Origin of the sequence: Kitasatospora sp. NPDC101235, from assembly GCF_044767505.1 — a bacterium.
GTDB lineage: Bacteria > Actinomycetota > Actinomycetes > Streptomycetales > Streptomycetaceae > Kitasatospora.
Map to the genome: position 1 here is coordinate 64,467 of NZ_JBIWNZ010000034.1, position 25,729 is coordinate 90,195.

22 protein-coding genes and 2 pseudogenes are annotated in these 25,729 nt (G+C 71.8%); 11 read left to right on the top strand and 13 right to left on the bottom strand.

Annotation, left to right across the window (positions count from 1 at the left end; all coding sequences use genetic code 11):
• Positions 1-11 precede the first annotated feature (11 nt).
• A complete protein-coding gene (locus ACIRRH_RS37310; RefSeq protein ID WP_403076545.1) occupies positions 12-1,721 on the bottom strand; it encodes a GAF domain-containing protein in 1,710 nt (569 codons plus the stop codon).
• A gap of 387 nt (positions 1,722-2,108) precedes the next feature.
• Between ACIRRH_RS37310 and ACIRRH_RS37315 the strand changes: the two genes are divergently transcribed.
• The 3 genes from ACIRRH_RS37315 (at position 2,109) to ACIRRH_RS37325 (ending at position 5,132) form a co-directional block, all read left to right on the top strand.
• Positions 2,109-2,531 carry an STAS domain-containing protein gene (locus tag ACIRRH_RS37315; protein ID WP_403076547.1) on the top strand — a complete coding sequence of 141 codons (423 nt, stop codon included), beginning with the start codon at positions 2,109-2,111 and terminating at the stop codon, positions 2,529-2,531.
• 79 nt (positions 2,532-2,610) lie between these two features.
• Positions 2,611-3,537 (top strand): ATP-binding cassette domain-containing protein, encoded by a 927-nt coding sequence (locus tag ACIRRH_RS37320; protein ID WP_403076550.1) that lies wholly within the window; start codon positions 2,611-2,613, stop codon positions 3,535-3,537.
• Positions 3,534-5,132 (top strand): ABC transporter permease, encoded by a 1,599-nt coding sequence (locus ACIRRH_RS37325; RefSeq protein WP_403076552.1) that lies wholly within the window; start codon positions 3,534-3,536, stop codon positions 5,130-5,132. The genes ACIRRH_RS37320 and ACIRRH_RS37325 overlap by 4 nt, the downstream gene beginning before the upstream one ends.
• 780 nt (positions 5,133-5,912) lie before the next feature.
• Here the strand turns inward: ACIRRH_RS37325 and ACIRRH_RS37330 are convergent.
• Positions 5,913-7,496 carry a DHA2 family efflux MFS transporter permease subunit gene (locus tag ACIRRH_RS37330; protein WP_403076554.1) on the bottom strand — a complete coding sequence of 528 codons (1,584 nt, stop codon included), beginning with the start codon at positions 7,494-7,496 and terminating at the stop codon, positions 5,913-5,915.
• 23 nt (positions 7,497-7,519) lie between these two features.
• Complete coding sequence (locus ACIRRH_RS37335) at positions 7,520-8,101, bottom strand: NADPH-dependent FMN reductase (protein ID WP_403076557.1); 582 nt, start codon at positions 8,099-8,101, stop codon at positions 7,520-7,522.
• Positions 8,102-8,235: 134 nt separating this feature from the next.
• Between ACIRRH_RS37335 and ACIRRH_RS37340 the strand changes: the two genes are divergently transcribed.
• The gene (locus ACIRRH_RS37340; RefSeq protein ID WP_403076560.1) at positions 8,236-8,892 is read left to right on the top strand and encodes a TetR/AcrR family transcriptional regulator; all 657 of its coding nucleotides are present in this window, start codon (positions 8,236-8,238) and stop codon (positions 8,890-8,892) included.
• 29 nt (positions 8,893-8,921) lie between these two features.
• Here the strand turns inward: ACIRRH_RS37340 and ACIRRH_RS37345 are convergent.
• Positions 8,922-10,885: pseudogene (locus ACIRRH_RS37345) on the bottom strand (heavy metal translocating P-type ATPase).
• 210 nt (positions 10,886-11,095) lie between these two features.
• Positions 11,096-11,527 carry a CBS domain-containing protein gene (locus tag ACIRRH_RS37350; RefSeq protein ID WP_403076562.1) on the bottom strand — a complete coding sequence of 144 codons (432 nt, stop codon included), beginning with the start codon at positions 11,525-11,527 and terminating at the stop codon, positions 11,096-11,098.
• A gap of 498 nt (positions 11,528-12,025) precedes the next feature.
• On the opposite strand from ACIRRH_RS37350, the gene ACIRRH_RS37355 reads away from it, so the two are divergent.
• Complete coding sequence (locus tag ACIRRH_RS37355) at positions 12,026-12,538, top strand: nucleoside-triphosphatase (RefSeq protein WP_403076565.1); 513 nt, start codon at positions 12,026-12,028, stop codon at positions 12,536-12,538.
• A 26-nt stretch (positions 12,539-12,564) separates the two neighbouring features.
• Positions 12,565-12,870 (top strand): hypothetical protein, encoded by a 306-nt coding sequence (locus tag ACIRRH_RS37360; RefSeq protein ID WP_403076568.1) that lies wholly within the window; start codon positions 12,565-12,567, stop codon positions 12,868-12,870.
• A gap of 115 nt (positions 12,871-12,985) precedes the next feature.
• On the opposite strand, the gene ACIRRH_RS37365 is transcribed toward ACIRRH_RS37360, so the two are convergent.
• Positions 12,986-13,501, bottom strand: a complete 516-nt coding sequence (locus ACIRRH_RS37365) for a DinB family protein (protein ID WP_403076571.1) — start codon at positions 13,499-13,501, stop codon at positions 12,986-12,988.
• A gap of 246 nt (positions 13,502-13,747) precedes the next feature.
• On the opposite strand from ACIRRH_RS37365, the gene ACIRRH_RS37370 reads away from it, so the two are divergent.
• From ACIRRH_RS37370 to ACIRRH_RS37385, 4 genes are all read left to right on the top strand, one after another.
• The gene (locus ACIRRH_RS37370) at positions 13,748-14,182 is read left to right on the top strand and encodes a hypothetical protein (protein WP_403076574.1); all 435 of its coding nucleotides are present in this window, start codon (positions 13,748-13,750) and stop codon (positions 14,180-14,182) included.
• Positions 14,183-14,226: 44 nt separating this feature from the next.
• Positions 14,227-15,033 (top strand): class I SAM-dependent methyltransferase, encoded by an 807-nt coding sequence (locus ACIRRH_RS37375; RefSeq protein WP_403076577.1) that lies wholly within the window; start codon positions 14,227-14,229, stop codon positions 15,031-15,033.
• Positions 15,034-15,587: 554 nt separating this feature from the next.
• Positions 15,588-16,226 (top strand): ParA family protein, encoded by a 639-nt coding sequence (locus ACIRRH_RS37380; protein ID WP_403076579.1) that lies wholly within the window; start codon positions 15,588-15,590, stop codon positions 16,224-16,226.
• Entirely contained in the window at positions 16,226-17,368 is a 1,143-nt protein-coding gene (locus ACIRRH_RS37385) for a ParB/RepB/Spo0J family partition protein (protein WP_403076581.1), read from the top strand. The genes ACIRRH_RS37380 and ACIRRH_RS37385 overlap by 1 nt, the downstream gene beginning before the upstream one ends.
• Positions 17,369-17,685: 317 nt before the next feature.
• Here the strand turns inward: ACIRRH_RS37385 and ACIRRH_RS37390 are convergent, their stop codons facing one another.
• The 3 genes from ACIRRH_RS37390 to ACIRRH_RS37400 all read right to left on the bottom strand — a co-directional run bounded on the left by ACIRRH_RS37390 (position 17,686) and on the right by ACIRRH_RS37400 (position 21,902).
• Positions 17,686-19,152 carry an IPT/TIG domain-containing protein gene (locus ACIRRH_RS37390; protein ID WP_403076612.1) on the bottom strand — a complete coding sequence of 489 codons (1,467 nt, stop codon included), beginning with the start codon at positions 19,150-19,152 and terminating at the stop codon, positions 17,686-17,688.
• Positions 19,153-19,776: 624 nt separating this feature from the next.
• The gene (locus ACIRRH_RS37395; protein ID WP_403076584.1) at positions 19,777-20,388 is read right to left on the bottom strand and encodes a helix-turn-helix domain-containing protein; all 612 of its coding nucleotides are present in this window, start codon (positions 20,386-20,388) and stop codon (positions 19,777-19,779) included.
• Between the two features lie 5 nt (positions 20,389-20,393).
• On the bottom strand, positions 20,394-21,902 hold the full coding sequence (locus ACIRRH_RS37400; RefSeq protein ID WP_403076587.1) for an MFS transporter: 1,509 nt from the start codon (positions 21,900-21,902) through the stop codon (positions 20,394-20,396).
• Between the two features lie 483 nt (positions 21,903-22,385).
• Between ACIRRH_RS37400 and ACIRRH_RS37405 the strand changes: the two genes are divergently transcribed.
• Positions 22,386-22,706 (top strand): hypothetical protein, encoded by a 321-nt coding sequence (locus ACIRRH_RS37405; protein WP_403076590.1) that lies wholly within the window; start codon positions 22,386-22,388, stop codon positions 22,704-22,706.
• 318 nt (positions 22,707-23,024) lie between these two features.
• Here the strand turns inward: ACIRRH_RS37405 and ACIRRH_RS37410 are convergent, their stop codons facing one another.
• The 4 genes and pseudogenes from ACIRRH_RS37410 to ACIRRH_RS37425 form a co-directional block, all read right to left on the bottom strand.
• Positions 23,025-23,225 (bottom strand): hypothetical protein, encoded by a 201-nt coding sequence (locus ACIRRH_RS37410; RefSeq protein WP_403076593.1) that lies wholly within the window; start codon positions 23,223-23,225, stop codon positions 23,025-23,027.
• A gap of 139 nt (positions 23,226-23,364) precedes the next feature.
• On the bottom strand, positions 23,365-23,817 hold the full coding sequence (locus tag ACIRRH_RS37415; RefSeq protein WP_403076595.1) for a tetratricopeptide repeat protein: 453 nt from the start codon (positions 23,815-23,817) through the stop codon (positions 23,365-23,367).
• A gap of 176 nt (positions 23,818-23,993) precedes the next feature.
• Positions 23,994-24,242: pseudogene (locus tag ACIRRH_RS37420) on the bottom strand (SMI1/KNR4 family protein); the annotation flags it as partial.
• Positions 24,243-24,292: 50 nt separating this feature from the next.
• A complete protein-coding gene (locus ACIRRH_RS37425; RefSeq protein WP_403076597.1) occupies positions 24,293-25,516 on the bottom strand; it encodes an RNA-guided endonuclease InsQ/TnpB family protein in 1,224 nt (407 codons plus the stop codon).
• Positions 25,517-25,729 lie beyond the last annotated feature (213 nt).

A 25,729-nucleotide genomic window follows, 5' to 3' on the forward strand; every position in this document is an offset into this window, starting at 1 on the left:
ACGGCCGGCCCTCACCCCAGCGGAGCGGACCAGGACAGCCTCGTGCCGCCCTCGGCCGGACTGACCACCTCGAACGAGCCGCCGAGCCTCTCCGCCCGCTCCGCGAGATTGCGCAGGCCACTGCGCCGCCCCTGCTCGGGAACACCGACCCCGTCGTCCTGGACGGACAGCACCACCCGCCCGCCCGCCGCCTGGAGCGCGACCTCGACCCGGCCCGCCCGCGCGTGCCGGGCGGCGTTGCTCAGCGCCTCGGCCAGCACCGCGAGGACGTGCTCCGCCACCTCCGCCGGGACATCGGTGTCCAGCAGGCCCTCCATGCTCAGCCGCGGCGCGAAGCCGAGCACCGCCTGTGCCTGCTCCACCGCGCGGACGGCCCGGGCGCGCAGCCCGCGGCCGGCGGCGTCCTCCCGGGCCCGCAGCCCGAAGATCGTCGACCTGACGATCTTGATGGTCTCGTCCAGGTCGCCGACCGCACGCAGCACCCGGTCCGAGGCACCCGGGTGTTCGATGAACCGGGCCGCGCTCTGCAACGTCATCCCCGTGGCGAACAGCCGCTGGATGGCCAGGTCGTGCAGGTCGCGGGCGATCCGGTCGCGGTCCTCCAGCATCGCGAGCTGTTCGACGTCGCGGCGGCGCTCCGCCAGCTCCAGCGCCAGCGCGGCCTGGTCCGCGAACCCGAGCAGTGGTCCGATCTCCCGATCGGTGAACTCGGACGCGCCGGTCTCCCGGGCCAGCAGCAGCACGCCGTCGATCTGCCCCTCGGCCCGGCCCAGCGGCACCGCGACCGCCGGTCCGAGCCCCTCGAACCTCCGAGGGCCGACGGACAGCCGCGGATCGCCTGCCAGGTCGACCGTGGTCGCCGGCACCCCCGACGCGCAGGCCTCCCCCGACAGGGACCCCTCCAGGGGCACCACCAGGCCCGCCCGGCCGCTCGCGTCGCCGCCCAGCGCCAGCTCCACCCGCACCGTGTCCGTCCCGGCCACCGGGATGGACACGTCGGCCAGGTCGGCGCCGGTGATCTCCTGCGCCCGCTGCGCGATCAGCTCCATCACGTCCGCGCGGGAACTGCCCGACAGCAGGCTCCGGGTGATCTCCGCGCTCGCGCTCAACCAGCGCTGCTGACGCTGGGCCTCCTCGTACAGCCGGGCGTTGTCGATCGCCACGCCGGCCGCGACGGCCAGGGTGGCGATCACGGACTCGTCGTCGGCGTCGAACTCCTCACCGCTCCGCTTGTCGGTCAGGTAGAGGTTCCCGAACACCTCGTCGCGCACCCGTACCGGAACGCCGAGGAAGGCCCGCATCACCGGATGGTGCACCGGGCAGCCGAACGACGCCGGGTGCTCCGACAGCTCCGCCAGCCGCAGCGGCTCGGGGTTGCGGATCAGCTCGCCCAGGATTCCCCGGCCCGTCGGGTACGGACCGATCTTCGCGATCTCCTCGTCCGACAGTCCGACCGTGTGGAACTGCGAGAGCGTCTCGCCGTCCGGCCCGATCACGCCGAGCGCCGCGTACCGGGCGTCCACCAACACGGCCGCGGCTTCCACGATCCGCCGCAGCACCTGCGTCAGGTCCAGCTCCCGGCCGACCGACAGCACCGCTTCCAAGAGGCTGTGCACCCGGTCCCGAGTACCCCGGGCCGCGTCGATCCGGGCCTGGAGCTCCTCCAGCAACTCGTCCAGCCGCAGCTGCGGAATCCGCGACCGCACCCCGTCCCCATCCATGCGGGCCTCCCTTCGTCTCGTCCTGGTCACCGGCCGGTCGATTATCACAGAAGCCTCCCGCCGATGGTCCGGGCCCTACTCCGGCTCCGGTCCGGCTAAGACCCGGCCAGGACCTACGTGGCCGGACACCGGGCACGCGCCGTACCGGGCCCGTGGGCAGCACCGTCGAACCGGCGCGGCCGGTCGGTGCGGTCGTCCCGACGGAACGCACCCGGCCTGTCGCCGACCTCGATACAGGGACCACCGACCCGCTCACCCGGGTCCGAACGGATCTCCCCTGCACCCTCGACAGTTGATTGGCTTCGGTGCGGCACGGGACCGCCCGCCCCGAGGCGGGCACACGGCCGGGCAGGCCGCCAGGGACGACGGAACTTCCAGGAGGTTGTGGTGAGCACAACGGCAGAGGCGGTCATGACCGCACCCGCCCCGGTCACGGGCAGCCTGATCCACTCGGTCACCCGCGATCCGCAGGCCCGCACCACGGTGGTACGGCTGCACGGCGAGCTGGACGTGCTCACCGCGTCCGAGCTGGTCCCAGCGTTGCTGGGCCTGACGGACGACGGCAACCGGGAACTGGTGCTCGACCTGTCCGCGGTCGGTTTCTGCGACAGCTCGGGGGCGAGCGCTTTCCTCCAGGTGAACCGGCGCCTGGCAGCGGGCACCCGCCTGTGCCTGCGCGGCGTCTCCCGGCAGCCCGCGAAGGTGCTGCGGCTGCTGGGCGTGAACCGAACCGTGCCGTGCGAGTTCGCCCAGCCGGCCCGGCCCGAGGCCGCCGAACGGCGCGACCGGCCGAGCCACTGCCGTTCATGACCAGCGCCGGTGCCGGCCGCGGCCGCACCCGACGATCGACCACGACTACGACGACATCCGAACGGAGGGCTCACACCACATGACATCAGTGATCGAAGTGTCCGGCCTGACGAAAGCCTTCGGCCGGTCCCGGGCCCTCGACGGGCTCGACCTCACCGTCGCCCGCGGGGAGGTGCACGGCTTCCTGGGCCCCAACGGCTCCGGCAAGTCGACCACCATCCGCATCCTGCTCGGCCTGGTACGGGCCGACGCCGGCACCGCGCGGCTCCTGGACGGGGACCCGTGGCGCGACGGCGCCACCCTGCACCGCCGCCTCGCCTACGTGCCGGGAGACGTGACGCTCTGGCCGAACCTCACCGGAGGAGAGGTCATCGACCTGCTCGGGCGGCTGCGCGGCGGACTGGACCCCGCGCGCCGGGCCGACCTCCTGGAGCGCTTCGAACTGGACCCCACGAAGAAGGGCCGGGCCTACTCCAAGGGGAACCGCCAGAAGGTGGCCCTGGTCGCGGCGCTCGCCTCGGACGCCGAACTGCTCCTCCTGGACGAGCCCACCTCCGGGCTCGATCCGCTGATGGAGGAGGTCTTCCGCGACTGCATCGAGCTCGAACGCGAACGCGGCCGGACCGTACTGCTGTCGAGCCACATCCTCTCCGAGGTCGAAGCCCTGTGCGACCGGGTGAGCATCATCCGCGCAGGACGGACCGTGGAGACCGGGAGCCTGGCCGACCTGCGGCACCTCACCAGCACCTTCGTCGAGGCCGAGCTCGGTGCTCCGCCACAGGGACTCACCGGGCTTCCCGGCGTCCACGACCTGGTACTGACCGGCACCCACCTGCGCTGCCAGGTCGACGCCGGCCACCTGGACGGCCTCCTGCGCGCGCTCACCGCCGTCGGACTCCGCACCCTGACGAGCCGTCCGCCGACCCTGGAGGAGCTGTTCCTGCGCCACTACGTGGACGGCCACGCCCAGCCGGCGGCCGGGCGGACGGGAGCCGGGCGGCGATGACGATCCGAGGAAGCCGGGAGCTGCTGCGCCTGGCGCTGCGCCGGGACCGGCTGATGCTGCCGGTGTGGCTGTACGCCGTCGCCGGTTCGACGCTCGCGACCCTCGTCGCGTTCCAGCGGCTCTACGCGACGGAGGCGGACCGTACCGGGTTCGCCCTCTCCATCAACGACAGCGGCTCGCTGCGCGCCCTCTACGGCTCGGTCTTCGACCCGACGAGCATCGGCGGCCTGACCGCGTGGCGCATGCTCGTCGCCGGTGCGGTGCTCACCGGGCTGATGTCACAGCTGCTGGTGGTCCGGCACAGCCGGGCCGAGGAGGAGTCCGGCCGGCTCGAACTGGTCGGAGCGGGCGCGGTCGGCCGCGGCGCCGCGCTCACCGCGGCCGTCACCACCGCCGCGCTCGCCAACCTCGCCATCGCGCTGGTGGTCGGGGCAGGCCTGACCGCGCTGGGGCAGCCCGCCGCCGGCTCCTTCGCCCTCGGGCTGGCCTTCGCGGGTGTGGGCCTGTGCTTCGCCGGGGTCGCGGCCGTCACGGCGCAGTTCACCGAGACCGCCCGCGGGGCCAACGTGCTCACCGGAGCACTGCTCGCAGCGGCCTTCCTGACACGGGCCGCCGGTGACGGCGCGGGGCCGGACGGGGCGCGCCGGCTGTCGTGGCTGAGCCCCATCGGCTGGGCGGAACAGATCCGCCCCTACGGCGGCGACCGCTGGTGGCCGCTCGCACTGCTCCTCACCGTCGCCGCGCTCCTGCTCGGCTGGGCAGCCGTGCTGGGAAACCGGCGCGACCTGGGCGCAGCTCTGCTCGCACCGAAGCCCGGCCCGGCAGCCGCAGGCCCGCGGTTGCGCAGCACGCGGGCACTGGCCTGGCGGCTCGAACGCGGCGCCTTCCTCGGCTGGGCCCTCGGCTTCACCACCGGGGGCCTGGTGGTCGGCGGGGTGAGCAACGGCGTCCTCGACATGATCCGAGGCAGCGATCAGCTACGGCAGATCATCGAGCGGATGGGCGGCCAGCAGCGAGCGGTCGACGCCTACCTCGCGGCGATCCTCGGCGTCTTCGGCATGGTCGCCTCGGTCTACGCGGTGCAGGCGGTCCTGCGGATGCGCGCCGAGGAGAGCAGCGGCCGGGCCGAGCCCCTGCTCGCCACTCCGGTCTCCCGGCTGCGCTGGGCCGGCGGTCACCTCGTCCACCCCGTGCTCGGATCGGCCGTACTGCTCGCGGCCGGCGGGGCCGCGACCGGGATCGGCGCCGGCGCGGCCGTCGGCGATCCGGTCGGCCGGCTGGGCCGCTGCCTCGTCGCCGCCCTGGTGCAGCTGCCCGCCGTCTGGGTCATGGCCGGGTTCGCCATGGCCGTGGTCGGCCTGCTGCCCCGCCGGGAGGCGGCTGTCTGGGGCGTGAACGCGCTCGTGCTCCTGATCGGCTACCTGGGGCCCACGCTCGACCTGAACCACTGGGTCATGGATCTGACGCCGTTCCAGCACCTGCCACGGCTCCCGGGAGGAAGCCTCCAGTGGGCGCCGCTGGTGTGGCTCACCCTCCTCGCCACCGGTCTGGCCGGCACGGGCCTCGCCGGGCTGCGCCGCCGGGACGTCGGCTGAGGGCGGCCGGTACCGGCCCCGGCGGCGGTCGGGGCCGGTACCGGAGAGGGCGGGGCTTGTTGCCGCTCTCCGCCGAGCCGTTGGTTCCCGGAGTCCTCGAAATGGCGCAGGCGTCACCCGCCCGACGTCAGTTCTCCTGGCCCAACCCGACCCCCGCGAGGCCCGCATCGCGCGCCTGCGGGACCTCAACCAGCGGCTCACCGGCAAACTCGCCAGCACATACACCGAGTTCAACCTGCTCAGGGAGCGCCACCAACTGCTGCTGTCCGCCCTCGCGGCCAAGGACGACGAGCTCCAGCGCCTCCGCCGCGAGCTGAGTACGTTCAGCCGCGAACTCCCCGTCCTGATCCCCGACACAGGCCAGGGGGACGGCGCCAGGAGCGTCGTCCCCCTGCCCCGCCGCTGAGTGCCTGGTGCCGTGACGTCCCGGTAGTGATCCGCCAAGGCTGCCTCCAGCCGGCCTTGCCCTTCCAGCCGCCAGACCTCGTGCCGGGCCGCAGTGTTGCCGCCCAAGACGTCCAAGCCGTGCACATGAGGATCACCGAGTGCCCGGCGCATCGCCGTCGGTTTCGGGGGTGCGTCGGAGGTGGCCGTGGGTGGTGAGGAAGTCGGTGAGGGCTCGGGCGAGTCGGGGGTCGTGGTCGCGCACCGGACCCCGTCCGGGAGCTCCGGTGGTGCGGCGCTCACACGTTGCCGGGAGGGCCGAAGGCGCCGGCCCCCACCCGTAGCGAAGTCAGCGTACGGGGTGGGGGCGGCTCGGTGGAGCGTGGTGAACTCTCGTCAGGAGGTGTGCACTTGGCGTGATGTGGCGCTCCCGGCGGCGGCGCCGCCCGGGGCCCGGCGGGAGAGCAGCAGCGCGGGCAGCAGGGCGAGCGCGAGCAGGGCGACGGCCCAGCCGTAGGTGTCCCGGAAGGCGTCCGCGAGGTCGGGGGCGAGCGCGGCCCGCGCGGCGCCGTCGAGGGCCTGCACCGCGGCCAGTCCGCCGCCGGCTTCCCCGCCGGCCTGCCCGCCGGCGACCGTGGTCGGCAGCCGGTCGGCCATCGCCCCGGTGAGCAGGACGGACATCAGGGCGGTGCCGACCGAGCCGGAGACCTGCTGGACGATGGTGACCAGGGTGGTGGCGGCCGGGACCTCGGCCGGGGCGACGCTGCGGGTGGCGGCCGCCATGGCCGGCATCAGCGTCATGCCGATGCCCGTCCCCATCACCACCAGGGCGGCGATCAGGCGAGGGTACGGGGTGTCGGCGGCGACCTGGACGGTGAATCCGAGGAAGCCGGTGGCGGCCACGGCGGTGCCGGTGAGCACGATCCGGCCGGGGGCGAAGCGGTCGGACAGTCGGCCGGAGAACTGCATGGTGATGCCGGTGGCGAGCGCCTGCGGGATGCCGAGCAGGCCGACGTCGGTGGCGCTCTGGCCGCGCACCAGCTGGTAGTAGAGCGGGAGCAGCAGCATCGAGCCGAAGTAGCCGCAGCCGAACAGGGCGATGGTGGCGGCGGGCCCGGCGAAGGCGCGTCGGGTCAGCAGCCGCAGGTCGATGAGCGGGTCCCCCGCGGTCAGCGCCCGGACGACGAACCCGGCGACCAGGGCTGCGCCGGCCAGGGTGGGCAGCAGGCTGCCGGCCGCGGCGGGGTGTCCGTGCTCGGCGCCCAGCCCGTAGATCAGTGCGGCCAGGCCCGGGGAGAGCATCAGCAGGCCGGGCAGGTCCAGCCGGCGGCGGGATCCGCCGCCGTCGCGGGGCAGTAGCCGGGCGGCGAGGGCGAGGGCGAGCGCGCCGAGCGGCAGGTTGATCAGGAAGACCCAGCGCCAGGAGGCCTCGTCGACCAGCCAGCCGCCGAGGACCGGACCGGCCAGCGGGCCGATCAGGACGGGGATGCCGAGCACGCTCATGGTGCGGCCGGTGCGGGCCGGGTCGGCGGCGCGGACCAGGATGGTCATCCCGACCGGCATCACCATGCCTGCGCCCAGGCCCTGAAGGACGCGGAAGGCGATCAGCGAGGGGGCGTCCCAGGCGGCGCCGGCCAGCGCCGAGCCGAGCACGAACAGGGTGAGCGCGGTCAGGTAGAGGCGGCGGGTGCCGAACCGTCCGATCGCCCAGGCGGTGACCGGCGTGACGGTGGCGAGCGCCAGGGTGTAGCCGGTGGTGACCCACTGGATGGTGGCCAGCGGGGCGCCGAAGTCCCCGGCGAGACGGTTGAGGGCGACGTTGACGATCGTGGTGTCGAGGACGGTCATCAGCGAGCCGAGGACCACGACGGCGGCGACGGCCGCGGAAGCCGTGGCTGTACCGGTGGCTTTGTCGGTGGCTGTTCCGGTGGCTGTGCCAGTGGCTGTTCCGGCCGTGACCGGCCCGGTGGCGGTGCTCATCTTCTTCGCCCCCCGGCCGCGGTTCAGACGCCGTACGGGCGGACGGTGCGGGCGTCCCGGAGCGCGTGCGCCCACCAGGTGAGCTGGTCGAGCATGCCCTTGGTGGCGCCGTTCTGGACGGTCGGGTCGACCGGGTCGCCGTCCTCGCCGAAGAGGCCCCAGACGTTGTGGAAGCTGACGGTGTCCCGAACGGTGACGGCGTGCAGCTCGGCGAAGACCAGCCGGAGCTGCTCGACCGCGCGCAGCCCGCCGCCGAGACCGCCGTAGGAGACGAAGCCGACCGGCTTGGCCTGCCACTCGGCACGGTGCAGGTCGATGGCGTTCTTGAGGGCGGCCGGGAAGCTGTGGTTGTACTCCGGGGTGATCACCACGAAGGCGTCGGCGGCGGCCAGCCGGGGCGTGAGGGCCGCGTGCCGCTCGGCCTGCTCGGCGGTGGGCTCCTCGCCCACGTGGGCCAGCGGGTGCTCGGCCAGGTCGACGACGTCGATGTCGAGGTCCGCGCGCTGCCCAGCGGTGCGGACGAACCAGTCGGCGACGGTGGGCGCGAAGCGGCCCTGCCGGGTGCTGGCGATGATGACGGCGAGGCGGAACGGGGTCTCGGACATGGCTGTCTCCAGGGGGCGCGCTGCTGTTCTGTCACCGCCCGTTCGGACGGCACGTCAGGTAAAGTACAACGCGTATGGCAACAAGTACAACGGTCACTGCAATTTTTGAGGGGGCGGCAATGAAGGAGCACTCCATGACCAGCCGACAGGAAACGCCGGACCGGCCCCGCCGGGGGCTGGCCGAGAAGCGCCAGGCCATCACCCGGGCCGCCCGCACGGTCTTCGGCCGGGAGGGCTACACCCGCGCCAGCATCGACGCCATCGCGGCGGAGGCCGGGGTGTCCACCCGCACCATCTACAACCACTTCACGGGCAAGGAACTGCTCTTCCAGACCGTCATCCGGGAGAGCGCGGCGCAGGTCGCCGACGCCCAGCTGGACATCATCGAGCGCCGGCTCGGGAAGGTCACCGACCCGGAGGCGGACCTCACCGCGTTCGCCCTGGCCTGGGCGACCCCGCTGACCGAGTTCGCCGACCACTTCGGGCTGGTGCGCCAGATCAACGCCGAGGCCCGGCACCTGCCGAAGGCCGCCCTGGACGCGTGGCAGGAGGCCGGGCCGCGCCGGGTGTTCGCCGCCCTCGGGCAGCGGTTCGGGGAACTGGCCGAGGACGGGTGGCTGGCGGCACCGGACCCGGCGCGGGCGGCCTCCCACTTCGTGCTGCTGACCGCGACGGAGGTCACCCAGCGTTCGTACTGGGGCGCGTACCCGCTGGACCAGACGGAGACCGAGGAGATCGTCGTCGCCGGCGTCCGGACCTTCCTGCGCGCCTACGCGCCACCCCAGCGGTGACACTGCCACGCGCCTCGAACGCCGTTCGGTCAGTGTGCGAGGGAGAAGTAGTTCTCCTCTTCTTGGGTGAAGTGCAGGCGCAGCACGCTGTGGAGGCCGTAGAGGCAGGCCCGCAGGTCGTCGAGCTGTTCGTCGCGCAGGTGGCCGTGGCTGGTGTCGGCGAGTTGCAGGTGGGTGGCGACCCGGCGGGCGAGGCGGTGGATCTCGGTGTGGGCGCGGCTCATGGTGGCGGTGGCTTCCGGCCCGCCGAGGGCGGGGGCGAGGGCCGGATAGAGCTGGTGCTCCTCGGCGAGTTCGTGCGGCAGGAGCTGTTCGGTGAGGAGCCGGTCGACGTGGCGCACGGCGTGCAGGGCCTGCGGGCCGGTGGTGTCGGCGAGCTGGTCGGCGGCTTCACGGACGGCTTCGATGACCTCGCGCAGGTCGTCGTGTTCGGCGGCGAAGTGCCGGATGAGCTGTTCGGTGGCCGGTTCGACGGCGGGCAGGGCGGTGCGGTCGAGGCGTAGGGCGCGCAGGGCGTTGAGGATGACGGCGACGTCGATGGCTTCCTGGAGCAGGGCGCCGACGGCTGGCGGGAGCAGTCCGTACGCGGCGGCCACCATGGCGGCGAGGGAGAGCAGCATGCCGCCGAGGGCGCTTTGGACGGCGATGCTCCGGGCGCGGACGGCGATGGCAGCGGCGTCGGCGAGGCGGTCGACGCGGTCTGTGGTCAGGACGATGTCGGCGGCTTCGGAGGAGGCGCTGGAGCCGCGGGCGCCCATGGCGACGCCGACGTCGGCGGCGGCGAGGGCGGGAGCGTCGTTGACGCCGTCGCCGACCATGACGGTGACGGCGTGCCCGCGTTCGGCGCGGACGGCGGCGACCTTGTCAGCGGGGGTCTGCTGAGCCCGGACGTCGTCGAGGCCGAGGACGGCGGCGATCTCGTGGGCGGGTTCGGCGCGGTCACCGGTGAGCATGAGCAGGCGGGTGATGCCGGCTTCGCGCAGGCGGCGCAGGGCGCGGGGGGCGTCGTGACGGAGCGGGTCGCGCAGCAGGATCGCTCCGGTGGGCTCACCGTCGACGGTGAGCCAGGCGACGGCAGCGCCATCCAGGGTGGCGCGGTTGTCGGCGGCTTTGGCCCATGCGGGCAGGGCGGCGTCGTCGTGTTTGCCGACGCTCACCACCGTGCCGTCGACGTGGCCGGTGGCGCCGCGGCCGGGCTCCTCGGCGACGTCGTGTGCGGGCAGGAGGGTCAGGCCGCGGGCGTGGGCCTCGTCGCGTACCGGTCGGCGAGCCGGATCACCGGGGCGCTCTCGGCACCGGCCTGCTGCGCGAGGCGAACGATCTCCGCATACGTACTGTCGGCTTCGGTGGCGGTCGCACGCAGGTCGAAGGCGCTGCCCGCGTTGATGCCGCCGCTGCGGATCGTCTCTCCGGCCGCCCGCTCGGTGTGCGCCGACTCCCCCGTCAGGACGGACTCGTCCAGGACTGCGGTGCCGCTCTCGATCCGGCCGTCGACCGGGACGACCTCGCCGGGCCCGACCACCAGGAGGTCACCGACCCGGACCTCCGAGAGGGGGACGGTGCGGACCTGGTCACCGGTGCGGCGGCGGGCCGAGCGCGGGGCGTGTTCGAGCAGGTGGCGCAGGTCGTGGGAGGCGCGGCGTTCGGCGGCGGCGTCCAGCCAGCGACCGGTGGCCAGCATGAGCGCGATCAGGGCTCCGGCCAGGTACTCGCCGGTGGCGAGAGTTCCGGCCAGCGCGAGGACGGCGATCAGGTCGACCCCGGCCCGGCCCCGGCGCAGAGCGCCGATCACCCAGGCGAGGGAGGGGACGATCGCCACCGCCGTACCAGCGGCCCAGCACACGTCGGCAAGCGTCCCCGCCCCGGCGAGCCAGGCGATCCCACCGGCGGCCAGGGCCGCGCCGGTCACCGCGAGCAGCGCCGCCTCCAGCCGGTCGCGCAGGCCGTGGGCTGTGCGGCGCGCCGTCTGTGTGTCGTCGTGCAGCTCACTCATGCCAAGCCTCCGATCCTCCAGTCCACCGAACCCCACGGCGCTGCTCGGGGACCAGGGGCCTTCGGGCCCGTCACGGGAGCCGGACGCCCTGGGTCAGGGCCTCCTGGTGGCTGGTGGTCCCACCGCCCTGTGACGGCGGCTTCCCTGCTGCCGCCCTGGGGCGGCAGCGTTCGTCGGGTACCGCCTGTGCGCCCGGCAACCGGTGGGCGGTTACGGAAGGCTCTGACGCGGGGAGCAGACGGCTCCGACGAACTCGCCGACCTCGTGCCGGTCCAGGTGCCGTGCGATGTCGGCCTCGCTGATCATGCCGACCAGCCGGTGGGCGTCGATGACCGGCAGGCGGCGGATCCGGTACTCCTCCATGAGCCGCAGGACCTCGTCCTGGTCGGCGTCCGCGTCGACGGTGACCGGTTTTCCCTGGGCGAGTTCGCCGGCGGTCGTGGTCCTGGGGTTCCGGCCCTCGGCCAGGCACTTCACCACGATGTCGCGGTCGGTGATGATCCCGTGCAGCCGGTCGTCGGCGCCGCAGATCGGCAGCGCACCGACGTCCAGTTCGCGCATCCGCTGGGCCGCGGCCTCCAGCGTTTCGCTCTCCTGCACGCAGGTAGCTCCGGTGTGCATGATGTCCCGCGCAGTGCGCATGACCGCCATCCCCTTCGTGGTGTGGGTGCTGGGCTTGTGGGGGCGCGACCCGGCGACTGGCCGACCATCGGAATCGCGTCGGATGTGCTGGTCCGTTCCGGCCGTGATTCGTCGGGCAGCGGCCCATGGACGGGAGCCGTCCCTTCCAGCGTTGTCCTGGTTGTGGAGCCTCTGCATCCCGGGAGTCGGTTGTCGGGCACCTGGCACGTGCTACAGGGGAGGGCGCGGCCTGCCGAGCGCGGCCTTGTTCGGTCGGCCCCACCGCCGCCGTGGTGTCCACCGGGTTGCGGACGGACGCGCCGGGCGGCAGCGGCTGGGCGTGGACGCCTCCTCGGCCGTCACCGTGCTACCTCTCCAGCCTCCGCGCCGGCGCCGCGCCCCGCGAGGGCCGACCGGCCCCGCCCGCACCGCCGAACGGCGTTGCGGCCCGGGCGCGCGGAGGGACATGCTGGTCACCGGGGGCCGGCCACCACCCGACCGCCCGATGCGGAGTCCGAGATGCCGACCAGGATCCTGCTGGAGGGGCGCCCCGGCAGTGGGAAGACCACCGCGATCCGCCGACTCGCGGCGCTGCTGCCCGCCCGGAAGACCTGCGGCTTCACCACGGAGGAGATCCGTACGGACGGCAGCCGGGTCGGATTCGCGCTGGAGACGCTTGCGGGCGAACGGGCCGTGCTCGCCCATGTCGACTTTCCGGGCCCGCCGCGGGTCGGACGGTACGGCGTCGACCTGCGGGTCATGGAGCGACTGGCCCTGCCGTCCCTGGTGTGGTCGTCCCAGACCCTCGTGCTCATCGACGAGCTCGGGCGAATGGAGCTGGCGTACCGCCCCTTCGAGGACACCGTCCGGGCCGTGTTCGCCGCCGAGGTCGACGTCGTGGCCACCGTCCAGGCGCAGCACGGCCCGTTCACCGACGCCCTCAAGCGCCGCACCGACGTCAAGGTCCTCCCCCTCACCCGGGCGAACCGCGACACCCTCCCGGAGCAGCTGGCGGCACGCCTGGGGCGCTGAGGGGACCGCACGAGAGGAGGCATGCGATGGCACGCCTCCGCAGCAGCTGGAATGCCGCGCTGCTGCGGGCCTCCACCCGCTGGTCCGGGCGCGCCGAACGCTGCGCCGCCTGGACGCGCCGGGGCGTCGAACGGTGCCGCCGCTGGGCGTGCGAGGGTGCCCGGCGGCCTGGCGAGCTGGCACCCCCGTCCTGGTTCGCCATCGCCCTCCCGTTCGGCATCGCCTGGTACCGGGCGCTCGGCGGCACGGCATGGGCGTGGTGCCGGGCGAGCAGCTGGTCGTACCGTCTCCTCGCCCGCGCGTTGGGCGGCCCGGCCCAGAACGGTGGCTGAACGGGCGGCGAGCGGCCCAGCAGCGTGGTGCGCAGACCATGTCACGCGTGCTGGCCTCCTGACGGGCGACGGCTCGGAGCCGCGCGATGATCAGGCGAGTCCCGGTCCGGGGCTCTCACCAGCCGCGGGCGCCGTCGGTCAGCTCGCGCAGCAGGTCGGCGTGCCCGAGGTGGCGGTGCGTCTCGGCCACCAGGTGGGTCATGGCCCAGCGCAGGGTGTAGTCGCTGCCGGTCTGAGCGCCGGTGGAGTCCAGGTCCAGGGCGGCGATCACCTCGTCGCTGCTCGCGCACGCCTCGCGGTAGCGGCCGACCAGGTCGGTCACGGCGAGATCACCGGTGCGCCAGTCACCGTCGGGGTCTTCAGGACCGAACGGCATGGGGACGCCGCCCCCGCCGAGCCGGTTGGCGAACCAGTCGTACTCGACGCACGCCAGATGCCCGAGGATGCCGCCGAGGGTGGTGGCGGATCCGACGTGCCGCCTGGTCAGCTGCTCCGCGGTCAACTCGTCGGCCTTGGCCACGACGGTCGCGCGGGCGAACCGCAGGAAGGCCCAGAGCATCTCCTTCTCGTCCAACTGGTGTGCCGGAATGCGGCGGCAGGGTACTGCAGCGACCGGGACGTGGTGCGACATGGTGTTCGCTCTTCCTTTCAGCGGACCTCAGCGGGCCTCAGCGGGCCGACGGCTTGGCCCCGGCCTCGGGTGTGAAGACCCGAACGACGCATCGCCACTCCGTGCGCTGTGCCCTGGTCGGGGAAGCCGCAACACTCACACGCCGCCCACGCGACGGGCCAACGGTTCGGCGCAGCACCGAACCGTGGACGTGCCGACGGCTTCGGATACCGTGAGCTGCCGGGGCCGGGGAGAAAGGAACGCCTGTTGCGACTGAACCTGGTCGTCGGAGCCCAGGATCTGGGCCACACCCGGATCGCGGTCTCGCCGCTGCAGAACCTGATCATCGGCTTCTGGGGCCACCAGCCCTCCCACGAGGCCCGACGGTGGCAACGGGCCGTCCGGGGAAACGTCCCGCGCACCGCCGTACCGCTGCTGGAACTGATCAACGCACACCCCTGGTACGTCCCGGACTTCCTCACCCCGTTGCTCCCGGTCGGACACGACACCGCCGGACCGTCACTCGCCACCGAACTCGACGCGCTGCGCGCGGTCGACGAGGCACGGGTCCGGGCCGACCTCCGGTACGTCGACGCGCTGCCCGACGCACCCCGCGGTGTGCGCGAACTACGCGGGAACTCGGACTCGTTGGGCGCGGGTTCCACAAGGAGAGACCACTCCGGCTGGAAGGCAGTGCGTTAGGGTCCCGTGAAGTTGATCTGTGTATCCGCGGAGGGGCAGGGACTGTGACGCTTTTCGATGAGAGCGAGCGGCGGATCTGGTCGGGCCGTGCGAGGGCCTATGCCGACAGTTTCGCGAAGCTGTGCGCCTATCCGGTTGAACGGCTTCTGGATGTCGCCGATGTCCGGGCGGGTGCACGTGTTCTGGACGTGGGAACCGGGACGGGGACGGTCGCGGTGGCGGCCTGTGCGCGTGGGGCGAAGGTGTCGGCCGTGGACGCCGAGCCCGGCATGGTCGACCTGGCCGGGCAGGCTGCTCCGGCGGCGGAGGTCCAGGTGGCGGCGCTGCCGGAGTTGCCGTTCACGGACGGGGAGTTCGACGCGGTGGTGGGCAACTTCGTGCTCAACCACGTGGGCCGTCCACAGCAGGCGCTCGCCGAGCTGCGGCGGGTGACCCGTCCCGGGGGGACTGTCGCCGTGACGATCTGGGCTTCTCCGCCGGCTCCCGGCCAGGCCCTGATCGGCCGGGCGATCCAGGCCGCAGGTGTGGTGCGGCCGTCCGATCTGCCCGCTCTGGCCTCGGAGGACGACTTCCCCCGGACCGGGCAAGGCCTCACGGACCTGCTGGCCTCGGCGGGGTTGGCTGAGGCGGCATGTGAGACCTTGAGCTGGGATCACCGTGCCGATGTCGAGCAATGGTGGAGCGGGCCGGCCTCCGGGGTGGCCACGATCGGGCAGATCGTGATCAGCCAGACCCCGGAAGTCCAGGCGGAGATCAAGCGACAGCTCGACACGCTCAGCGCCGAGTTCGCTGGTCCCGACGGGTTCCTGCTGTTGCCTCACGTCGCCCTGATGGCCAGCGGCCGCGTGTGACGGGGGTGCGGGCAGACCACTGACTTCTGCGACGGCCTTCGGTCCGGGCGCCGGCCTTGGAAGAGTGGGGGCCGGCGCCGATCCGGGTCTCTGGGTGGCGGTGGTGACGGTGGCCGCCAGTCGCGCTCGCCCTCGCGGGAGGTCGGCTGGCCGGACCGGCGGGACCGGCCATGGCCGACTGGGGACAGAACGTCTCATGCCACGACCGTCGCGCGGCCTTACGAACGCTCGACGTCCGCGCCGCACACTCGAAGCAAACGGCCCTCGCGCATTGACTCCCCCCCTCCAGCAACTGAACATCACCACGGATAGAAAATCTGAATATGTGAAAGCCTGTCGGGCAAGCAAAGCGGCCTGCCGGGAAATCAGCCCCCCGCATACCTGCCTTTGTGCTCCATCACACGCGGGTCGCGTCAGGCTCCGGACTGATCATCTGGAATGCTGTTCTCCGTCCGCCGTCCACAGCTTTGATCGGCGGGCATCCGCAGTACCGGGCGGTCGGCCCGGGAAGCCCACGGAGAGAACGGAACATCATGAAGCCATCTGTGCTTGTCGTGTCCACCGACCCCCAGGGGTCCGCCGTCGTCTGGGCCGAGCGGGTGGGAGACAACCTGCCCTTCGACTTCATGGCGGCGCACGACCACGCCGAGCAGCTGATCCACCTGAAGAAGACCGGCGCGAAAATCCACGTCATCGCCAACCAGAAGGGCGGCGTGGGCAAGACCACCACCACGGTCAACCTCGCGGCGTGCACGTTCGACGTCCTCGGCGAGAAGGACGAGTACCAGCACATCTTCATCGACACGCCGGGCACCCTGGCGGACGAGGAGATCCTGCGCAGGGCGCTGGAGATCGCGGACGACGTCCTGATCCCGATGATCACCGAGCCGCTGTGCTTCGACCCGACGGCCCGGACCATCCAGAAGGTCATCGAGCCGATGGACATCCCCTTCCGGGTCGTCGTCAACAACTGGGACCCCCGGGACGGCCGCGCCGACCTCGAGGACACCGAGGCGTACATCACCGCGAAGGGCTGGCCCCGCGCCAAGACCGTCCTGCGCCGGTACAAGATCCACTCTCGGGCGGTGGCCGAGGGAACGGTCGTCACCCAGTACAAGGAGAGCGGTACCGCCTACCGGGCCCGCGAGGACTTCTTCCGTCTGTCCCTTGAGCTCGGCTACGGGGGCCGCTGATGGCAGGCCGTCGCGTTTCCTTCGCCTCGATGGCCGCCGACCCGGTCGTCGACGCTCCGGGTGTGGACAGCACCAACGACGCCCCGGTGGCCAAGTGGATCCCCACCGCCAGCTGCCTCCCCAACCCGCGCAATCCCCGCGACGAGCTGGGCGACCTCTCCGACCTGGCGAGCATCAAGGACCGCCAGCTGCAGAGCTGCCTCGCCGTCACCCCGGCCGCCTACCTGCGGCTGTGGCCGGAGGACCGGCAGACGCTGGGCGCGGGTCCGCAGGACGTGATCGTCGTCAACGGCAACCGCCGGCGGGCGGCCGCGGAGCTGTACGGTCGCGAGCAGCTGCTCGTCGTCGTGGACGACTCGGTGGCGGATTCCAAGGCGACCCTGCTGCGGGCCGCGCTCGACGAGAACATGGCGCGCAAGGACTTCGACCCGATCGAGGAGGCCAACGCGGTCCTGCTCATCGTGGCGCAGTACCCGACCGCCAAGGAGGCCGCCGAAGCGGAGGGCTGGTCCCAGAGCTGGATCTCGCACCGCAAGAACCTGCTGAAGCTCCACCCCGAGCTGCAGCGCCAGGTGCGGGCCAAGGCACGCGGCGAGGAGGGCCTTTCCATCAACGTCGCCCGCCGGCTCGGTTCGGTGAAGGGCATCGAGGAGATGTCCCTGGCCGAGCAGACGGATGAACTGGAGCAGCTGCTCCAGGCCGACGCCGACGCGGTCGCGGCGAAGCGGGCGGCCAGGCTGGAGGCGAAGGCCCCGGCCAAGGACACCTCCTCGGCCGTGCCGGCTCCGCAGCCGGTGGTCACGCCTGCGCCGACCGTCCAGCCGGCTGCCGAGGCGGCACCGTCGGTGGCGGAGCCGGTGGCTCCCGCAGCACCCCGGCCGGAGCCCGTCCCGCAGGCTCCGCTCGCGAGCACTGAGCCCGCATCGGGCACCGGCCGATTTTCCGCGGAAAATTCCGAGCCGCTCCCGATGCCGGAGCAGCGCGAGAAGCCGGCAGCCGCCGCCCCGCAGGCGGGACTCGGCGGCGTCGACTGGCACAACGTCGAGGAACTGGCGGACGCCATCTGCCGCACCCTCTCGGCCGACGAGGCCTACCGCCTCGCCGACGCCCTGGCCGACCGGCTGCTGACGACCAACAGCTGACGCATCCGTGGTGTCCCGCCCCACCGTTCGGGTGGGGCGGGACACCACGGCTCTTCGAGGCCCACCATGCGGTCACTGCGGCCCAGCACCCTCCCGGGATCGGACGACCGGCGTGAGGCACTCTGTCGGGCGCGCATGGCACGATGCCACGTGTTCCTTGACGCCTCAACAGCCCAACCGTGCCGGCGAAGTGCCTCCTGGCTCGCCGCAGGGCGAACGGTCCTGCGGCGATCCGTCGCCCGGGCACGGTTCGACCGGTCGGCGGCAAGGGCCCGGGGCTGCTCGAAGGGCCGTCCCGGGAACGGGGCGTGCGGACGCTACCGTCCGGTGTAGGTGAACTCGTCGGCCGGGCTGGTGGGAGAGGTGGCCTTGCCGACCGTCACGGTGATGTTCACCGTCTGGTGGTCGTCGAGCTGACCGGGCGCGGTCGCAGTGATCTGGCCGGTGGAGACGAACCTGACCGAATCGGATGCCTTGTCCTTGAAGTGCACGGTGGCGCCGGCGGCGAAGCCCGAGCCGCTGATGGTGACCGGGGTGCCGACCTCTCCGCTGGTCGGGCTGACCGCACTGACCACCACAGGTGCGGGTCCGCCATAGGCGAACTGCCCCATCGCGACGGCCGGGGAGGTGCCGAGGGCGTTGGTGACGCGGACGTGGACCACGCCGGTTCCGTTGGGGACCTGAGCGGTGATCCTGATACCGGAGGGGTCGATGTGGCGCTCGGTGCAGGCGAAGTGGCCGAAGTCGACCACGCTGTCCGGACTGAAACCGGTGCCGTTGATGGTCACCGTGGCGCCTGGTGCGCCGAAGGTGGGGGTCACGTCGGTCACCACCGGCCCGGAAGCGACGGCAGGCGCCCCCACCAGGTCCAGGTAGGTGGAGTTGGCGTGCTGGAAGGCGACCTGGCCGAGGAAGTCCTGGGTGGTCTTGTTGACCAGGTTCTTGGCAAGGCACGTGTATCCGGTGTTCATCGGGCGGAGCGTGCCGGGCTGGACGTAGACGTTGCCCTTGGTGCGCTTGGAGATCGACCCGATGAGCCGCTTCACTTCTTCGGTCGCCTGCGGCCCCGGACTCGGGTACCAGCCGGCGGTGGTGTCGAGATCGGCCCACGCGTGCGGGACCAGGTCGTAGGCGTTGTTCTGGCGCTCGTCGATGAGCCACGGCACGGAGTCGAAGTAGTCGACGAAGCTCTGCACGCCGGCGGTGGGAGCGGCATAGGTGATCACCGCGAACTTCGGCTGCTTCGGCCAGGTCTGTGCCTGCAGGTACGGCGCGAGCATGGTGGCGATGCAACCGCCCAGGCTGTGACCGGTCAGATAGACGGTCGGCTGCGGCGAGGAGGGCGCCGACTTGAGCGCCGCGGCGAGTGCCTGAGCGAGCGTGACGTTCGGGGATGGCGAGGCGATCGAGCGGGCGTTGACGACCCGTTTGAACGCATCCATCGCCCCCTTGGAAACGGCGATGGGCTTCGGCGATCCGCTTTCGGGGAACGGGACGACGGTGCCGACGTCGAGGTCCTCGAGGATGTCGGTCAGATCAGCATCCGTTCCGCGAGCGACCACGGCGAACTCGTTCGAGTCGTCGGTGCTCCGTGCGATGTAGGCCATGTTGGCGTTGGCCTCGCTCAGGGCGAGCCACACCAGCTGCCACGTGCCCTGCGTCGCAAGGCTGGGATCGCTCAGTTGCGCGTCGATACCGGTGATGATTCGTTCGGTCTGGTGCTCCAGGGTTTCCCCGGACGGGCGCGGGGTGGCCCCGGTGGCTGCGAGGGCAGCCAGGGTCATGGTCACCTGGGCGATTGTCGGATCGGGTGCCATCGTCGTTCCTGCTCCTCGGATGTTGTGCCGGTGCGGAGGCGGGACGGCCTTTTGGCAGCATCAGGGCAGATCTGTGCCGAACCGGCCGCCAGGGTGGATCGCACACAATCAGACCTTCCCTCTGCGTTGCCGGGAGCTTCTCCTGCCTTCAGCTCGACCGGGTTCACCTTGTTGGCCGTCGTCACGCGTGTGTGCGGTCCGCCGAGCCAGGTGCGCAGCGCGGTCTCGGGCGCTGCGCACCTGGCTCGACGGCAAGGCGACGCGTCCCTCCTGAAGCGGCGCGCGGCGGCACCGGGCGACGGCCGCGTAGGTCGTTCGGCGCCCGCGAGCGCCGCCACCCCACCGACCGCGCCCACCACCTGGAGAACCCGACATGACCTGGACCGAGCACACCCTGGTACGCGAGGGCGTCCGCATCTCCTGCCGCGACTGGGGCGGATCAGGACACCCGGTCGTCCTGCTGCACGGACTGGCCGGCCACGCGGACGAATCTTTGGGCTTCCGGGCCGCAAAGCGGCCCTGACCTGCATCGATACCTGCGCGGAGGGCCCTTCGGGTTGCGGGGCCTGCCGGATCCGGTGCCGGACTCCCCTACCGGGGCGGGCGGCTTGCGGCCAGCAGGTTGTGCAGGAGCGGCAGCAGTTCCTCAGGTTCCGCCTCGGAGAGTTCACCGAACGCCCCGCTGGATCGGGCCAGGATGATGCCCGCGAAGGCTGCCGCCGCCAGTTCGGCGCGCAGCTGTGGGCGGTCCACCTGTTCGGCGGTGAAACGGTCGCGCAGCGGCCCCACCAGTCGCTCGTGGAGGTAGGTGCGGGCGGCCTGCTGCACCTCGGTGTTGTCGCCGGGGAGTACTGCGGCCTGGAAGGAGGGGCCGGGGCCGCGCTGGGAGAAGCGCTCCAGCAGGCCGCGCAGACGGTCCTCCTCCAGCAGGTCGGCCGGTTGCGAGTCGCCGAGTTCGACCCGGACGGTGGCCAGGTAGAGCTGGGTCTTGCCGCCGAAGTACCGGGCGATCAGCGCCGGGTCCACGCCGGCCCGTTCGCCGATCTCCCGGATGGTGGTGCGCTCGAAACCGCGATCGGCGAAGAGGTCCATGGCCGCTCGGATCAGGAGCTCCCGGCTGCGGGCGGAGTCCCTGCGCCGGGGCGCCGAGGGTTCCGGCCGGGCGCCGTCCGCGGCGGTGGGCCCGCCGGTTCCGGGGGTCACCTCGGTCACCGCTCGACCCCGGCCCGCAGCACGGGCACCTCGCTCTCGCCGGCCACGCCGTCGGCGATGCTCTCTTCCACCATCAGCTCCTCGTCTGCGCGCGCACCCCTGCGGGCGGCGGCCGCGGCACCGAGCCGCGGCAGGACGATCGTAACCAGCCCGATCACCACCCACACCGCGCAGCCGATCACCGCCGCGTCCCGGTAGCCGTCGACAGCGGGCAGCTGCCGCCCCGGCTCGGTGTGCGCCTGGAGCACGGCGCCGCACAGCGCGCTGCCGGTGGAATAGCCGACGTAACGCAGCACCTGGTTGAAGCCGACCGCACTGCCGACCTGGTCGGCGGACACCGCGTTGACGATCAGCCCCGGCATCACGGCGAAGGTGCAACCGACACCGAGTCCGGCGATCCCCATCACCACCAGGAGCTCCCACAGGTGGTCGCGGGCGAACAGGAAGAACAGCACCGAGACCAGCGATGCCGCGCAGCCCAGCGGCAGCACCAGGGCGGACGAGGTACGCCGGGCGAGGACCGGGACGACCTTGCTGGACAGCAGGCTGAACGCCGAGAACGGCAGCAGCACGAGGCCGGCGACCACGACCGAGGCACCCAGGCCGTAGCCGGTGCTGACCGGGGTCTGAACGTAACGGATCACCAGTGACATCAGCAGGTACATCCCGACGCCCGCGACCAGGCCGGCCACGTCCGCGGTCAGCACCACGGGGTTGGTCAGGCTCCGGAGGTCGACCAGCGGGTGGGCGGTGCGCAGCTCGTGCCACACCCAGCCGATCAGCAGCAGCAGGGAGACGACCGCCACCGTCCACAGCCGGACGCCGGCCCAGCCCCAGCTCTCGCCCTCGCTGAGCACCAGCAGCAGACCGACCAGCGCCAGCCCGAGCAGCACCGCGCCGAGCGCGTCCAGCGGTCGCCGTTCGCGGGCCGTCGTCCTGGGCAGCACCAGGGCGGCCAGTGCCAGGGCCAGGGCACTGATCACGGCGCCGAACCAGAAGCCCGCGTGGATGCCGAAGGACTCGGCGATCAGGCCGGTGATCGGGTAGCCGAGGCCGACTCCGGCGACGGTGGTGATGGACAGGAGCGCGACGGCCGAGCGGGAGGCCGCGGCGGGCAGGCTGTCCCGCGCGGTGGCGATGGCCAGCGGGGTCAGCCCGAGCCCGACACCCTGCAGCGCGCGTCCCGCGACCAGCCAGCCGAAGCCGAGCGGCAGTGCGGCCAGCACGCTGCCGAGGACCACCACGGCGGCGGCGGCGAGCGTGACCGTACGGCGGGCCGGCCCGTCGCCCAGCCGGCCGAGCACCGGGGTGGAGACCGCCCCGACCAGCATCGTGATGGTCAGCGACCACTGCGCCTCGGAGAGCGACACGTGGTCGACGGCAGCGATGGTCGGGATCATCGGCGCGCCAAGGCTGCTGATCACCGCCACCACGGCACTCAGGAACACCAGCACGGGCACCAGGGCCCGCTCACGTCGCGTCGACAGGCCGGTCGGGGTCTCCATGGACGCGTCCTCCCTTGTCGGAGATCGAGTGCGTGAACCGGGGCTCGGAAGCTGAGCCCGGCCCCCGGGCATCCGACCGGGGAGTGTCATCATTCGATGTCATCGCTTGATGTCTTCGAATGATGACATATCGAGACTGCTCGGAAGAACCCCGCCCACCGCACGACGAAGGACCTCGATCGCCGTGCGGTCGAGGCCCTTCGTCTGCCCGGGTGGGCGGCATGAGCGCCCCGTGCTCGACCTCCCCGTCGAGCAGCGGAACTTCGGCATCGTGAGCAGCGCCCAGCGCGTCCACGCCGGTCTGCGCGAGGAGATCCGCGGCGATGTGCCCGGCCCGCCCGCGACCGCGACGGCAACACCTGGGTCGACGGCTTCTGCTGGCTGCACTGCGGCCGGCAGTGGACCCGTGTCCTGTGGATCGGTCCCGCTCACGTCGCCGGTGCCCAGGCCGCTCGTGTGCTCAGGGCTGTGAAAGGCTGGGGCATGTCCTATCACTTGCGGTTCTTCTTCGAGTACGGCGTCGACACCCCGTTGTGGCCGGGTCCTCCCGGCGATCCCGACCTCGACAGCCCCTACGGATACCCCTGCACTCCGGAGAAGCTACCCATCACCCCGGCCACCCGGAACGAACTCACGAGACTTGCCGACCTGTACCAGTCCTCCCTCGACTGGGATCACCCTGCCGGACCCTCGCCCTGGACCCGGGACCAGCAGGAATCGTTCCGAAGCGAGGCCGACATGGTGTTGGAGGCGCTGCGCCACGAGCTGGGCAACGACTGGACGGTCGAGGATCGCAGGGGCTGAGCCCGCGCCCGTGGACAACAAGGGCGCTCAGCTGACCGACTGCGCCGCTCAGTCACAGCAACCGTGACGTGACAACGGCCGCACGGGTTCTTCGAGTGTGACCAGAACTGGGCCTGTGCGGCCTTGACCCGTCCTGCCTTCTGCGGCGTCTCCCGTACACATCTCGGCGATTTGATCGCGGAGTTGGCACTCCGGTGGCTCGCCCGGTGCGGGTCGGCGCTGTGCGAGCGGCGTGGTGCCGAGCGGCAGCGGGAGGCCGGTGCCGGGCCCAAGTCGACGAGGGCTACCGGGGCCTGGCCAACGAGTTCCCCGACCAGGTCAGCGCCCCACCGAAGGAAGCCGAATGAGGACGAGCCGTGCGACACCGAACTGTGCCTCGGCCTCGGCGATCTCGGCGGGAGTCAGGACAGGTTCGAACACCGGGTATCGGGACGGCCCGAGACCACGGGCTCGACGGTCGGCCTCCTCCACCGCGACGACGCGTTCCCGGACTGCCGACCAGTCCACCTGCGTGTTCACACCTCTCCCATCGGGGTCGAGCAGGGACATCAGCGCGTGGCGGTCGTCGGGGTCGAGGACGCAGGCGGATCGCAGGCATCCCTCGTGGCTGCCGCTGGTGGTCCGCGTGCACCCCCGGCAACTCGCCAAGGGTGGGCCGTCAGGAGCCGGCGTTGCCTGTGCGGTTCAGATCCGCGCGGGTCCGCAGGAACTTGAGATACTTGGGGTCGTCCTCTTCGAAGATTTCGGGCCCGCCGCCCATGTAGGCCCTGATCAACTCATCCACAGCTCGGTCGTGGTCGCCCAGCTCGAAGGTGGTCTGGCCCAGTCGAAGGTGGATGTACGGATTGCCGAGCCCTTCAGGGCACTGAACGGCGTTGTGGAAACACTTGTACGCCCTGTCGTGGACACCGCGCCGGAAGTGCGCGTCGCCGATTGCGACGTAGATCCAGGTCGAGGCCGCCCATCCACGGGGATCGCCCGGCAGCAACCGCAGAGCTTCGACATAGCGTTGCCCGGCCTCGGCGAACTCTCCCATTCCGGCGAGGGCATCGCCCTCCTGACACAGGTCCCTGATCTCGGCATGGACCTCATCCGGCAGTTGCATGGTCATCCCTGTCATGGCTCGGCGCTTCGCACAACGGGCTCCTGCGAAGCCTAGGTGACGCCGGCCGGCCGGTTCCGTCGAGGGGCTTTGATCAGACGGCCGGCGCGGTGAGGTGGAGATCTGCCGGAGCAGTTCGGTGCCCGCCCCCGGGCGGGCGTCGGCCCGACGCAGGTCTCGGTACGTCAGCGTGCCGCGTCCCCGGTCGTACTGGTCACGACGTACGTCTCCCCCATTGCCGGCGGACGCGTCCACGAGCGGGTGGTGAACGTGTGCAGCCGTCCGTTCGTGATCGCGTAGCGGGGCAGTCGGACACCGAACTCGCCGGTCACGGCCTCCAGTAGCAACCGTTCCGCCAGGGCGCTCTCCTCCTGGGAGCCGAAGAACCGGTCCGGGTCCAGCGCCCGTGATATCTCCCCGGTCCGGTGTATCTCCGTCCGCGTATTTGACATCCTCCCCTCCCTGCCGGGAGGGGATTCCTGGCTCACGCTGCCTGATCGCCCTGCGGACGTTCAGGTCTTCCACGATCAGCACCAGCCGGGTTGAGACCAGCCCGGACGAGCATCACGCGTGCGGAGTTCTTGTCCCTGGGGGACGAGCTCCCGCACGCGGTGCACGAGTAGGTCCTCTCGGAGAGGGGGAGGCGGTGCTTGGCTCTCGCACCGCAGTGCGCGCAGTCCATCGTGGTGTGCGCGGGGTTGACCAGGTGTACGGTCCGTCCGTGCTTGCGGGCCGTCTCGACCAGCGCCGCCTTCGTGGCACCGATCGCGGCGTCCGCCGCCTTGTTGGCCATGGTGGTACGGCTGAGGAACTTCGGCCGGAAGTCCTCCACCGCGATCGCGTCGTGGTCGCGCACAACGGTCTTGGCCCACTTGCGGGCCGTGTCCTGCCGCTGGTTGGCGATCTTCTTGTGGAGCTTGGCGGCCTGCCGCTGGGCCTTGCGGTAGCCTTTCGTCTGTGCCTTCCCCTTCGGCTGCCGCCTGCGGGCCATCCGCCGCTGGTAGCGGGCGAGTTTCTGCGCGACGGTCTTCCCGTGTCGAGGGTGGGGAAGGTCGTGGGTGTCGCTGGTCGTGGTGGCGATTTCCTTGACACCCCAGTCGATCCCAATGACGCGGCCGGTGGCGGGCAGAGGCTCGACGACCGCAGGTGCCACGAAGCTCGCGTACCAGTGCCCGATGGCGTCCTGATACACCCGGACCGAGGACGGAGCGCCCGGAATATCCCGCGACCACACCACGGTCACCACGATGCCGCCCGCGAGGTGCAGCCGGCCGTCCTTGATCCGGAACCCGCGCCGCGTGTAGTTCAGCGACGGCCGCGACTCCCGCTTCTTCTTCGGCTTCGGCATCCCAGCACGTTGGCACGTCGGCAGTTTCGCCTTGATGTCCTTCATGGCCTTGGCTCTGGACGTGGCGAAGTCCCGGATGGTCTGCTGCTGCGGAACCGACGCCCCCTCACGCAGCCACGCCGTCGCGCCACGCGCCCGGGTCAGGAGCCTGTCCAGGTCGCCCGGCCCGCAGGTGCGCTTGTTCTCAACGTTGGCCCGGTTGTGCAGATGGATCTTCCACGACATGTGGACACACTCGTTCCACACCCACCGGCACCGGCCCCACTCCGCCTCCAGCAGCGCAGACGCGGTCGATGACACGCGAAGCCGGTAGGTGTACCGGGCATACCCGGCACCCTCCGCGACCTGTCGTGTCGTCATGTTCCGCAACCTAACAGGACCCACTGACAACGAAAGAAAGTGCAGGCCAGAACAGGTGTGCAGAGAACTCCGCCACTGCGCGGCTCCGAGCCAAGGCCCTATTCCTCCCCCGACTGAACTTGACTATTAACCCCGCCAAGATCATCTCTTGGCGGGGTTCGTCGTTCGCCTGACAGCTGGGCGGCCTTTGCGTGATCGTGTCTTCTCGCTGAA